The 12,656-nt window shown below is 69.2% G+C and carries 10 protein-coding genes; 4 read left to right on the forward strand and 6 right to left on the reverse strand.

The window, feature by feature from the left end; translation table 11 throughout:
* Nucleotides 1-89: 89 nt before the first annotated feature.
* From STVA_RS06690 to STVA_RS06700, 3 genes are all read left to right on the forward strand, one after another.
* Nucleotides 90-569 carry a DUF4167 domain-containing protein gene (locus tag STVA_RS06690; RefSeq protein WP_123689374.1) on the forward strand — a complete coding sequence of 160 codons (480 nt, stop codon included), beginning with the start codon at nt 90-92 and terminating at the stop codon, nt 567-569.
* 157 nt (nt 570-726) lie between these two features.
* The gene (gene clpB / locus STVA_RS06695) at nt 727-3,324 is read left to right on the forward strand and encodes an ATP-dependent chaperone ClpB (protein WP_123689875.1); all 2,598 of its coding nucleotides are present in this window, start codon (nt 727-729) and stop codon (nt 3,322-3,324) included.
* Nucleotides 3,325-3,607: 283 nt separating this feature from the next.
* Nucleotides 3,608-3,745 (forward strand): hypothetical protein, encoded by a 138-nt coding sequence (locus tag STVA_RS06700; RefSeq protein ID WP_197735805.1) that lies wholly within the window; start codon nt 3,608-3,610, stop codon nt 3,743-3,745.
* Between the two features lie 30 nt (nt 3,746-3,775).
* Here STVA_RS06700 and STVA_RS06705 read toward each other — a convergent pair whose 3' ends face one another.
* The 6 genes from STVA_RS06705 to STVA_RS06730 form a co-directional block, all read right to left on the reverse strand.
* Nucleotides 3,776-5,419, reverse strand: coding sequence for an FAD-binding protein (locus STVA_RS06705; protein WP_197735806.1), 1,644 nt, complete (start codon nt 5,417-5,419; stop codon nt 3,776-3,778).
* Nucleotides 5,416-6,273: a TauD/TfdA dioxygenase family protein gene (locus STVA_RS06710; RefSeq protein WP_170216422.1), complete on the reverse strand. Its 858-nt coding sequence runs from the start codon at nt 6,271-6,273 to the stop codon at nt 5,416-5,418. Before STVA_RS06710 ends, STVA_RS06705 begins: the two co-directional genes overlap by 4 nt.
* 56 nt (nt 6,274-6,329) lie before the next feature.
* The gene (locus STVA_RS06715; RefSeq protein ID WP_123689371.1) at nt 6,330-8,225 is read right to left on the reverse strand and encodes a TRAP transporter permease; all 1,896 of its coding nucleotides are present in this window, start codon (nt 8,223-8,225) and stop codon (nt 6,330-6,332) included.
* A gap of 51 nt (nt 8,226-8,276) precedes the next feature.
* Complete coding sequence (locus STVA_RS06720; protein WP_123689370.1) at nt 8,277-9,257, reverse strand: TAXI family TRAP transporter solute-binding subunit; 981 nt, start codon at nt 9,255-9,257, stop codon at nt 8,277-8,279.
* Nucleotides 9,258-9,381: 124 nt separating this feature from the next.
* Entirely contained in the window at nt 9,382-10,242 is an 861-nt protein-coding gene (locus tag STVA_RS06725) for a TauD/TfdA dioxygenase family protein (protein WP_123689369.1), read from the reverse strand.
* Nucleotides 10,243-10,338: 96 nt separating this feature from the next.
* A complete protein-coding gene (locus STVA_RS06730; RefSeq protein ID WP_123689368.1) occupies nt 10,339-11,469 on the reverse strand; it encodes an iron-containing alcohol dehydrogenase in 1,131 nt (376 codons plus the stop codon).
* Between the two features lie 154 nt (nt 11,470-11,623).
* Here STVA_RS06730 and STVA_RS06735 point away from each other — a divergent pair, with 154 nt between their 5' ends.
* Nucleotides 11,624-12,643: a cobalamin-independent methionine synthase II family protein gene (locus tag STVA_RS06735; RefSeq protein ID WP_123689367.1), complete on the forward strand. Its 1,020-nt coding sequence runs from the start codon at nt 11,624-11,626 to the stop codon at nt 12,641-12,643.
* Nucleotides 12,644-12,656 lie beyond the last annotated feature (13 nt).

Genomic DNA, 12,656 nt, shown 5'->3' on the forward strand with positions numbered 1-12,656 from the left:
GGTCTTGCCGCTATGCGGCCGACGGATAATCGCGCCCGGAGTGGCCCGCCCCGCATTGGCCTTTGTCCGACCACAAGAACCAAGGTGCCATGAGACCTGGTCCACATAAGCGTTCGCGCGGCCGTAGCCACAATCCCAACCATTCCGGCCCGTCCAATCCGGGCGGTGGCGGCGGTGGCGGTGGAGGCGGGCAGAATGGCCGCAAGCATCTGCCGCTTCGGCTGCAGACCTTTGACAGCAACGGCCCCAGCATCAAGATCCGGGGCAACGCCTATCAGGTGTTCGAGAAGTACATAACGCTGGCGCGCGAAGCGACCTTGTCAGGCGACCGGATCGCCGCCGAGGGCTTCTACCAGCACGCCGAGCATTATTTCCGCATCATCAATGCCGATGGCGGCCCGCAGCCCCAGAGCATGCAGCGCGGCGGTGGCGAAGGCGAGTATGAGGGCGGCCAGTCCGACGGCAACGGCGATGGCCGCGGCGGGCAGGGCGGCGACGGCAACGACCAGGGCGAGGCCGTGGCCGTATCGACCGAGCAGCCCCAGCCGGAGCAGGCGTCCGCCGACTGATCGTTCGAATCGGGGTGCCGACCAGATCGGCGCCCCCGGGTCGCAGACATCCTCTTGAGTGGCATAACCCCGAAACCCATATGGGTTCTTGTGGGTTCGCCGGTGCCGCCCTGGGTGGGGCGCCGGTCGGATGCCGATCAAGGAGGGTATCGCGACCATGGATATCGAACGCTATACGGAGCGCTCTCGCGGCTTCGTGCAGGCGGCACAGACGCTGGCCCTGCGCAGCAACCATCAGAGGCTGACGCCCGAGCATCTGCTCAAGGTCCTGCTCGACGATCGCGAGGGGCTGGCGGCCGGTCTGGTCCGGGCGGCCGGCGGCGATCCGGCGCGGGCGCTGGCGGCGACCGAGGCCGCCCTGGCCAAACTGCCGACCGTGCAGGGCGATGGCGCGGGCCAGGTCTACATGGCGCCCGAGCTGGCGCGCCTGTTCGAGCAGGCCGAGAAGGTGGCGGAGAAGGCCGGCGACAGCTTCGTCACGGCCGAGCGGCTGCTGCTTGCCCTGGCGCTCGCCACCGGCAACCCGGCGCAGAAGGCCCTGGCCGATGCCGGCGTCACGGCCCAGTCGCTGAATGCCGCCATCGAGGACGTGCGCAAGGGCCGCAAGGCCGACAGCGCCACGGCCGAGCAGGGCTATGACGCGCTGAAGAAGTACACCCGCGACCTGACCGAGGCCGCGCGCGAGGGCAAGCTCGACCCGGTCATCGGCCGCGACGAGGAGATCCGCCGCGCCATCCAGGTGCTGGCCCGGCGCACCAAGAACAACCCCGTGCTGATCGGCGAGCCCGGCGTCGGCAAGACCGCCATCGTCGAGGGCCTGGCGCTCCGCATCATCAAGGGCGACGTGCCCGAGAGCCTGAAGGACAAGCGCCTGCTGGCGCTCGACCTGGGCGCGCTCATCGCCGGCGCCAAGTTCCGCGGCGAGTTCGAGGAGCGGCTGAAGGCCGTCATGTCCGAGCTGTCGGCCGCCGAGGGCGAGGTCGTGCTGTTCATCGACGAGCTGCATACGCTGGTCGGCGCCGGCAAGGCCGAGGGCTCGATGGATGCCTCCAACATGCTGAAGCCGGCGCTGGCGCGCGGCGAACTGCATTGCGTGGGCGCCACGACGCTGGACGAATACCGCAAGCACATCGAGAAGGATGCGGCACTCGCCCGGCGCTTCCAGCCGGTCTTCGTCGGCGAGCCGACGGTCGAGGACACCATCTCGATCCTGCGCGGGCTCAACGAGAAGTACGAGCAGCATCACGGCGTGCGCATCACCGACAGCGCGATCGTGGCCGCCGCGACGCTGTCCAACCGCTATATCACCGACCGCTTCCTGCCCGACAAGGCGATCGACCTGATCGACGAGGCGGCGAGCCGGCTCCGGATGGCGGTCGACAGCAAGCCCGAGGCGATCGACGAGCTGGACCGGCGCATCATCCAGCTCAAGATCGAGCAGGCGGCCCTGAAGAAGGAGACCGACCAGGCTTCGCGCGACCGGCTGGAGCGCCTGTCGAAGGAGCTGGCCGACCTGGAGGAGCGTTCGACCGGCCTGACCGCGCAGTGGCAGGCCGAGAAGGACCAGCTCAGCAGCGTGCAGAAGCTGAAGGTCGAGCTCGACCATGCCAAGGTGGCGCTGGAGACCGCCCAGCGCGAAGGCAACTGGGCGCGCGCGGGCGAGATCACCTACGGCGTGCTGCCGGGGCTGGAGCGCCAGATCGCCGCGGCCGAGGCCGCCGGCGCCGACCGCATGCTGAAGGAGCAGGTGGAGGCCCAGGACGTGGCCGCCGTCGTCTCGCGCTGGACCGGCGTGCCGGTCGACCGGATGCTGGAGGGCGAGCGCGACAAGCTCCTGAAGATGGAAGGCGTGCTGAAGGGGCGCGTCATCGGCCAGGAGGAGGCGATCGTCGCCGTCTCCAACGCCGTGCGCCGTGCCCGTGCCGGCCTGCAGGACCCGAACCGGCCGATCGGCTCGTTCCTGTTCCTGGGGCCGACCGGCGTCGGCAAGACCGAGCTGACCAAGGCGCTGGCCGCTTTCCTGTTCGACGACGACCAGGCGATGGTGCGCATCGACATGTCGGAGTTCATGGAGAAGCACTCCGTGGCCCGCCTGATCGGCGCACCTCCGGGCTATGTCGGCTATGAGGAGGGCGGCACGCTGACCGAGGCGGTGCGGCGGCGGCCCTACCAGGTGATCCTGTTCGACGAGGTGGAGAAGGCCCACCCGGACGTCTTCAACGTCCTGCTGCAGGTGCTGGATGACGGCCGGCTGACGGATGGGCAGGGGCGGACGGTCGATTTCCGCAACACCCTCATCATCCTGACTTCGAACCTCGGCTCCGACGTGCTGGCGCGCCAGCCGGACGGGCAGGATTCGAGCGCGGTGCGCGAGCAGGTGATGGCGGTCGTGCGCGGCGCCTTCCGGCCGGAGTTCCTCAACCGGCTCGACGAGATCCTGCTGTTCCACCGGCTCGAGCGCCGGCAGATGGCGGCGATCGTCGACATCCAGATCGGCCGGCTGCAGAAGCTGCTGGACGACCGCAAGATCCGGCTGGAGCTGGACGAGGCGGCGCGGACCTGGATCGGCAATGCCGGCTACGACCCGGCCTATGGCGCCCGGCCGCTGAAGCGGGTGATCCAGCGCGAGCTGCAGAACCCGCTGGCCCAGCTCCTGCTGGAAGGGCGCATCCAGGACGGCGAGCGCGTGCCGGTGACGGTGGCGGGCGGCAAGCTCGCGATCGGCACCGCCGAGCGGGCCGAGGCGGCCGACTGACGAGACGGCCGGCGGCGGGAAGCCGGCGCCGGCCTTTCGACGGTGCGCGATCTCGCCCACACGCCGCTGGGGCGCATCGGTGCCTCGCCCTATGTCTCCATGCTCGACCGACACTGCGTCCCTGGATAAGCAGCTTGGAACGCGGGACTTCCAGTTTACCCCGAGCCCAGGACGTCGCGTGCAGTCGAGGGAGACAACGGAGGCGGCATTGCGGTCGATGATTGATGACCGCCAAGATCCGTCTCACGCCGCTGGAGGCAGTATTGCAGGTAGGGATCGTGGCATGAATGCAACCGCGCGGTTGGGGCCGCTGAAACCGATCGACCTCGCCAAGCTCCAGGCTCTGGCCGCAGACATGCCGGCACAACCGCCGGCTGCCGCCGATTTCATCCGGTCAATGCGGGACGGCGACCGCTACTGAAGGATGCACTCCGGCGTCGGTACCGAGCCGTCAGTCGATCGGCACCGCGACCATCTCCAACCCGCCGTCCGACCCGCGCCGGAAGCCCACATGGCGCAACCAGGCGCCGTCGTCCCGCTCCGGATGGTCGCGGCGCTGGTGGGCGCCCCGGCTTTCGGTCCGCTCGGCCGCGGCCATGGCGATCATGCGGGCGGACAGGGCCATGTGGCGGGTTTCCAGGGCCGTCACGGCATCGTCCAGCCGGGCGATCGTCAGCCCATCGGCAATCGCCTGCTCGGCTTGCGTGATCTCGTCCAGGGCGGCGCCCAGGCCGGCCGCCGTGCGATAGAGGCCGACATGGCGGCTCATGGTGGCCCGCAGGCCGTCCTTGACTCGGCCGGGGTCGGCATCGCCGGTGGCCTGGTCGGCCAGGCGGGCGAGGGCGGCTGCCGCCTGCCCCGCCCGGTGGCGCGGCGGGGTGGCGGCGCGGGCTGCGGCCTCGCCGGCGATGACGCCGAAGACGATCGTCTCGCCGCCGCCATTGCCGGCCAGGCGGCTGGCGCCGTGCACGCCCCCCGTCGCCTCGCCGGCCGCGTAGAGGCCGGGCACGCCGGTGAAGCCGTTGGCATCGATGCGGATGCCGCCCATCTGGCTGTGGGCGGCGGGGCGCACGCGCGGCATCTCATGCGCCGGGTCTAGCCCAGCCTGGCGCAGGCGGCGACAGTGGCTCTGGTAGGTCTCCAATTTCTCGGCCGGGACCAGGGTGGTGTCCATCGCCACGGTGCCGTCCGGGAAGCCGCGGCCGGCGTCGATCTCGTCCTGGATCGCCAGCGACATGCGCGCCTTCTCGATCCGCTTCTCGCCATGCTCCGGGTTGTGGCGGAACATGAAGCGCTCGCCCGCCGCATTCAGCAGCGTGGCCCCGTCGCCCAGCATGGCGGTCGGCATCTCCATGCCGCGGCAGGCGGCGGGATGGACCGTCACCGTCGGCTCGAACTGCACGAACTCCATGTCGATCAGGGTGGCGCCGGCGTCGTAGGCCAGGGCATAGGCGCCGGCCGCCACGTCGGCCGGATAGGTGCTGTCGTCATAGAGTCGGCCAATGCCGCCCGCCGCCAGCACGACCGCGCCCGCCTGCACCGCGAGCAGCCGTTCGCCCGCCTTGCGATAGAGCAGGGCGCCGGCAACGCCGTCTGCATCGTCCAGCAGCGACACCGCCTGCCAGCCGGCCAGCACCTCGACACCCAGCGCCGCGGCGCGGCGGGCGAGATGGTCGAGGATGACCCGGCCGGTGCCCTCGGGCACATAGACCGAGCGGGGGTGGCGGTTGCCGGACAGGTGGCGTTGCAGGTAGCGCCCGTCCCGGTTGGCGAACGGGATGCCCAGCGCGGCTAGGTCCTGGAAGACGCCGACCGACCGTTCGGCCAGGGCCGTCACCAGCCCGCGATCGTTGAGGCCATAGCCGCCGGCGACCATGTCCTCGGCATAGGCGGCCGGCCCGTCGGCCGCCTCGACATGGCCGAGCGGCACGTTGGCGCCGATGACGTGGGGCGAGGCGCCGCGCGCCAGATGGGCCAGGATCACCCGGCGGCCTGCCAGGGCTGCCGCGATCGCCGCCTGGTGCCCGGCCAGCCCGCCGCCGATGACCAGGACCTCGGCCGATGCCCGCTCCAGTGGCGGCAGGGCGAAGGTCACTGCGGCACGGTGGGCGCGTCGCCCGCCACCGTCGTCCGCTGCATCAGGCGCTTGTACTTCACCGCGTCGTAGGCGGTCGCCCGGTGGAGCAGGCGGCGATTGTCCCAGACGACGATGTCGCCCGCCCGCCAGGGGTGCGAATAGCAGATCTCCGGCCGGATCGCCGTCTCCGTCAGGTGGCGGACGAAGGCGCGGCCTTCCTCCAGCGGCCAGCCGATGATGTGCGAGCAGTGGGCGCCGATGAAGAGCGCCTTGCGCCCGGTCACCGGGTTCACCCGCACCATCGTCTGGCGCACCGGCGGCACCTCGGCCTTCTCGGCCTCGGTCATCACGTTGGGGTCGATCTGGGCGCGCGAATGGACGATGGAATGCTCGGCCACCAGCCCGTCCAGTCGGGTCTTCGTCTCTTCGGGCAGGGCGTCGTAGGCGGCCGCCATGTCGGCGAACTCGGTGTTGCCGCCCTCGGGCGGGACGACGCGGCCCGACAGCAGCGAGCAGAGCGACGGCACCGGCTTGTAGGAACTGTCCGTGTGCCAGAGGTAGTTGGCCTTCTGGTAGATCATCCGCCGGTCCGCCAGCGGGATCACCGTGCCGTCGCGGATGTCGAGGTTCGATTGTCGGGCGAACAGGCTGCCGCCGGCCGGGTTGGCGCTGATCGTCTTCTCCAGCGGGCCGAACAGCAGGCTGAAGGCGACCTGCTTCTCGTCGTCGAGATCCTGGTCGCGAAAAAGCAGCAGCCCGTGTTCCTCGAAGGCGGCCCGGATCGGGGCGAAGGCGGCGGCGTCCAGCGGGCGGGCGGTGTCGACGCCGATGATCTCGACGCCGAAGCCCGGATGCAGCTTGCGCAGTTCCAAGGGGGTTTCTCCGTTCTCCGCAGTCGGGCTGCCGCGCGTGGCGGACGGACCGCGGATCATTTGACCGTGCCGGCGGTAGGCGCCCGGGGTACGGCGGCCGTGAAGTAGAAGCGGCTGGCGATCGCGGACGCGAGCAGCCCCACGCCGATCAGGTCGGTCACCCAGCCCGGCTTGATCAGGCACAGTGCGCCGGCACCCAGCAGCAGGCGCTCCCACCACGTCGCCTGGCGGCCGAAAAGATAGCTCTGGAGGGCGGCCGACAGGGCGAGAATTCCGACCACGCCACTGATGCAGGCCATGATGATGCGGCTGGGCTCGCCCTGCATCAGCAAGGCCGGTTCATAGACCCACATGAAGGGCAGGATGAAGCCCGCAAGCGCCAGCCGGAAGGCGATGATCCCCGTCTTGGTCGGGTCGGCGCCCGCGATCCCGGCGCCGGCATAGGCGGCGATGGCCACCGGCGGCGTCACATTCGCGAGCACGCCGAAATAGAAGATGAACATGTGCGCGGCCAGCGGATTGACCCCGACCTCGATCATCGCTGGCGCAACCAGGATCGCCAGGATCACGTAGACCGCAGACGTCGGCAGCCCCATTCCCAGGATGACCGACACGACCATGGTGATCAGCAGCAGCAGGATCAGGCTGCCGCCGGCCAGGTCGATCATGATTCCGGACAGGCGCAGGGCCAGGCCCGTCAGCATCAGGATGCCGATGACGATGCCGGCGCAGGCGCAGACGCAGGCGGTCTCCAGGATGGCCATGCCGCCCTGGCGCAATGCCTCCCAGATGCGGGCCGGGCCCATGCGCGTGGCTGCCCCCAGAAAGCTGACGGCGACGACCGTCAGGACCGCGAAGAAAGCGGACTTCGTGGGCGTGTATTCGATCCCGACCAGCAGGTAGATCAGCACCACCAGCGGCGCCAGCAGGTACCAGCCGCCGCGGAAGATCGCCCAGGAGTCCGGCAGTTCGGCCCTGGACAGGCCCCGGATGCCCTGCTTGGCGACTTCGAAATCGACCATCGCGAAGACGGCCAGGAAGTAGAGCACGGCCGGGATGGCGGCCGCGACCATCACCTGGGTGTACGAGATGCCCAGGATCTCCACCATGATGAAGGCGGCCGCCCCCATCACCGGCGGCATGATCTGCCCGCCTGACGAGGCCGTCGCCTCGACCGCGCCGGCAAACGCCGGGCTCATCCCCGATCGCTTCATGATCGGAATGGTGAAGGTGCCGGTCGCCACCGTGTTGGCGACGGCACTGCCCGAGACCGTGCCCATCAGGGCGCTGGCCGCGATCGCCACCTTGGCGGGGCCACCGCGCATCCAGCCGAGCGAGGCATGGCTCCAGTCGATGAAGAACTTGCCGGCCCCCGACACGTCGAGGAAGGCCGCGAAGATGACGAAGATCGCGACATAGGTTGCCGAGACCTGGAGCGGCGTGCCGGCGATGCCCGACGTGGTGAGGTAGAGCGTGGCCGACACCCGTTCCAGGCTGAAGCCGCGATGGGCGAAAATGCCCGGCAGGTCCGGGCCGAGAAAGGCGTAGGCCAGCGCGACGATCGCCATGATCGGCAGCGCCCAGCCGAGCATGCGCCGGGTCGCCTCGATGATGATGAGGGTGGCCGCCAGCCCGAGCCAGACCTCCAGGCCGGTGGGGTCGCCCGCCCCGCGCATAGCGATGTCGAGGAAGTGGATGACCGGGTAGACGCCGATCACGACCGAGAGCGCCGCCAGCGGCCCATCGACAGCCCAGCGAGCCCGCTCGAGCCGGGTGCCGGGCCGGAAGGCCGGATGGGTCAGGAAGACCAGCACCAGGGCGAAGGCCAGGTGGATGTAGTTCTGCTGCAGCGTTGCCAGGGTCCCGCCGAAGCTGGACCACAGGTGAAAAAGGCTGAAGGCCGCCGCGATAATGGCGGCCAGGCCGGCGACAAGGTCACGCTTCTGGATCATGGATCCCTCTCGCCGACGCCGGCGGCCATCTCGCAGGTGAAGGTCCGCCCTCTACTTCAGGATGCCGGCTTCCTTTAGGTACTTCTCGGCGCCCGGGTGGAAGGGAACGACGCCGCTGATGCCGCGCGTTGCATTCTCCTTGGTCCATTCCTTGGCCATCGCGTTCGCCGCGACCAGCTTGCCGTGGTTCTCGATCAGCGCCTTGACGACGGCATAGGCGGCCTCGTCCGTGACCTTCTCATGGGCCACCAGGATCGTGGCGCTGCCGAAGGAGTTCGGGATGTCGTTCGGGTGGCCCTTGTAGACCCCGCCCGGGATGGTCGCCGGGAACCAGTAGGGATGCTTCTCGATCAGCTTGTCGAGGATCTCCTTTTCCGGGTTCAGCAGCAGCACTTCGTCGCCGCGCCGGCTGGTGATATCGGTGACGGCGGCGGTCGGGGCGGAACTGATGATGAGAACGCCATCCACCCGGCCATCGAGAAGCGCGCCCGGCCCGTCGCTGTGGCCGAGATATTCGGGCTTCCAGTCCGTGTTCATCTTCAGGCCATAGGCCTCCATGACGATCTGTCCCGTGGGACCGCCGATCGACCCGGCCGCCCCCAGCGACAGGCGCTTGCCCTTGAAGTCCTTCAGGCTGCGGATGCCGGAGGACTTCAGGGTGTAGACCTGCCAGATGATGGCGTGGCCGCCGAGCAGGCCCTTGAAGTTGTTGATCGGGGCACCCTTGAAGGCGCCTTCGCCCTTGGTCGCCAGGTAGGCCATGTCGTTGGTCGACAGTGCCAGCTCGACCTGGCCGTTCTTGAGCAGCTTCAGGTTGTCGCCCGTCCCGCCCGTCACCTCGGCGGTGATCTTGAGCTGCGGGTAGGCGTCGGTGATGGTCTTGGCCATCGCGCCGCCGAGCGGGAACCAGCTTCCGCCGACGCTGGATGTGGCCATCGACATGAACTGCTGCTTGGGCGCGGGCATCTGGGCCGCCGCGGTGCCGGATGCGAAGGCGGCGACGGCGGCCAGCCAGTAGCTGATCTTGGGCATGGTTCTTCCCTGTTCTGGACGTTTCCCCAATGCGCCGCGATTGCCACGACCCGGAGGCCGCCGTCGCAGCGCGTCGTTCGGCCGCCCCTCTTTCGGGGGCGGTTCCGTGCTATCGTGATCGGTGCTAGTGCGCCACGGTCGGCCCGTCGCCGGCAACGGTCGTGCGCTGCATCAGTCGCTTGTACTTGCGGCCGTCAAAGGGCGTGGCCTTGTGCAGCAGCGCGCGGTTGTCCCAGACGACGATGTCGCCCTCGCGCCACTGGTGCGAATAACAGAACTCCGGCTTGATCGCGGTTTCCATGAGCTGGCGGATGAAGGCGCGACCCTCGTCTTCGGGCCAGCCGTCGATGTGCGAGCAGTGGGCACCGATGAACAGCGCCTTGCGTCCGGTCACGGGGTTCGCCCGCACGAGCTGCTGCTTCATCGGCGGCGCCTCCACGGATTTCTGGTGCTCGGTCAGCAGGTCCGGGCAGACCTGGGCACGGGAATGGGCGATCGAGTGCCAGGCGATCTGGCCCTCGATGCGCGTCTTCGTTTCGTCGGGCAGCGCGTCATAGGCCGCCCGCATGTCGGCGAAATCGGTGTTGCCGCCTTCCGGCGGGACCAGGCGGGCGGACAGCAGCGAACATAGCGAGGGCACCCGCTTGAAGGAGCTGTCGGTGTGCCAGAGCATGTTGGCACGCTGATAGACCATCCGCGCATCCTCGAGCGGGATGGTCTCGCCGGTCTTGATGTCCAGGTTCGACTGCCTCGCGAACAGCGTGCCACCGGCCGGATTCTGGCTGAACGTCGTCTCCAGCGGGCCGAACCGCTCGCTGAAGGCCACCTGGATGTCGTCGTCGAGATGCTGGTCGCGCAGCAGCAGCAGCCCATGCTCCTCGAACGCCGCCCGGATGCGCGCGAACGTCGGCTCGTCGATCGGCTCGCCGATATCGATCCCCACCACCTCGACCCCGAAGGTCGGGTGAAGTTTCCGGATTTCCATGGCGCTCGCTCCCAAAGTCCTTTGCGGTCCAGGCCGCCGGTTGGACTCAGGTTATCAACTGATAGACTGGGTGCAAACCACCTTCTCTAATTTCAGCTACATCGCTTCCAGGAACAGCTTCTCGTACTCGGCCACGGTCGGCTGGCGGGGCGTCGTCAGGTGGCAATGGTCCTTGATCGCGGCCTCCGACAGGCGCGGCAGCACCTGTGTCGGCACGCCCATCGCCTTCAGGCCGTCGGGCAGGCCGATGCGCGCGTTCAACTGCTCGACATGGCGGGCGAGGTCGGTCGCGCCCGGCAGCTCCATCGCCTCGCGCAGGCGGTCGTACTTGTCGCCGACATGGCCGTCGTTCCAGCGCAGGATGGTGGGTAGGATGACGGCGTTCAGCGTGCCGTGGTGCAGCTTCAGCTCCTCCAGGCTGCCCAGCGGGTGCGACATGGAATGGACCGCCCCCAGCCCTTTCTGGAAGGCCATCGCGCCCTCCATGGCGGCCATCATCATGTTCCAGCGCGCCTCGCGGTCCTGTCCGTTCTCGACCGCGCGGACGAGATGGCGGGCGGCGCGCCTGGCCCCGTCCAGCGCGATGGCGTCGGCCGGCGGGTTGACGTTGGGCGACAGGAAGGTCTCCACGCAGTGGGTAAGCGCATCCATGCCGGTGCCGGCCGTGATGCCGGCCGGCAGCCCCAGCGTCAGCTCGGGGTCGCACAGCGCCAAGCGGGGCAGCAGGTAGGGGCTGATCAGGCCGATCTTGCGGCCGTCATTGAAGATGATGATGGCGCCGCGGCCGACCTCGCTGCCGGTGCCGGCCGTGGTCGGGATGGCGATGATGGGCGCCACCTTCGACGTGATGCGGGCGACGCCGCCCTCGGCCGCGGCGTACTGGACCAGCGGTGGCGCGTGCGTCGCCAGCACGGCCACGGCCTTGGCCAGGTCCATCGACGAGCCGCCGCCGATGGCGATGATGCCGTCCGCGTCGTGCGCACGGTAGGCTTCGAGCGCAGCCAGGGCCGCCCGCTCGGTCGGATTGGCGGGCGTGCCGTCGAACAGGGCGGTCTCGACCGTGGCCGGCAGCGTCGCCTTCACCCGGTCGAACAGGCCGGCGGCCACCACGCCGCGATCGGTCACGATCAGCGGCCGGGCCATGCCGATCAGCTTCATCTCGTCGGGCAGCAGGGCCAGCGCGCCGAAATCGAACTGGATGCGGGTCAGGTAGTTGATCAGCGCCATGGCAGGGCGGGCCTCGCGTTGGGGGGGGATTTGAGTCGGTCACCGATTAAAGCAGTGCGGCCCTGCCCAGGGAAAGGGCGGTTGCCGCCCGATCGGCGGCAATGGTAGTTTCACGGCCAAGTAACCAACTGGATACTTCCCCCGGGAGGAAGCCATGCCGCGCATTCAGACCACCGTCGTCGGTTCCTATCCCATCCCCGACTGGCTGGCCGCCCTGCCGACCGAGCAGGCGCTGGCCGACGCCACCCGCGTCGTCCTGCACACGCAGGAGCGCGCCGGCATCGACCTCGTCTGCGACGGCGAGCTCTACCGGTTCGACATCAACCATCCCGAGACCAACGGGATGATCGAGTATTTCGTGCGGCCGATGTCGGGCATCCGCAACGCCATCGGCTTCGACGAGATGATGGCCTATCGCAGCCAGCGCGGCATGGCGTTCCGCGCGCGGCCGCCGGGCGTGGTGGAGAGCGCCATCGGCGCCGGCACGCTCGACCTGCCGAGTGCCTGCGCCAAGGCCGTGCGCCTGGCCCAGAAGCCGCTGAAGTTCACGCTGACCGGCCCGCACATGCTGGCCAAGACCCTGATCGACAAGCATTATGGCAGCGTCGAGGGCGTGGCCCACGGGCTGGCCGACGTGCTGGCCGAGCAGGTGCGCCACTGCCAGGCGGACGTGATCCAGGTCGATGAGGCAAACCTGCCGGGCCACCCCGACGAGTGGGAATGGGCCGCGTCCTCGATCAACCGCGTGCTGGATGCCGTGCCGGGCAAGGCCGCCGTCCATCTCTGCTTCGGCAATTATGGCGGCCAGTCGATCCAGAAGGGCACCTGGGACAAGCTGATGCAGTACCTGAACGCGCTGCATGCCGACCATATCGTCATGGAGATCGCGGCCCGCCCGGCCGAGGAGCTGGCGGTGTTCCGCGGCCTCGACCAGCGCATCGGCTTCGGCCTGGGCGTCGTCGACATCAAGCGCACCGAGGTCGAGACCGCCGACGAGATCGCGCGCCGCATCGAGCGGGCGGAGAAGCTGCTCGGCCCCGGCCGGGTGCGCTACATCCACCCCGACTGCGGCTTCTGGATGCTGAAGCGCTCGATCGCCGACGGCAAGATCGCGGCCCTGGTGGCCGGCCGTGACCTCTACGAGCGGGGCGGGGCCGACGTGCGCGCGGCATAGCCGCCACGCGGCG

It is taken from the genome of Stella humosa (assembly GCF_006738645.1).
GTDB classification, from domain to species: Bacteria; Pseudomonadota; Alphaproteobacteria; order ATCC43930; family Allostellaceae; genus Allostella; species Allostella humosa.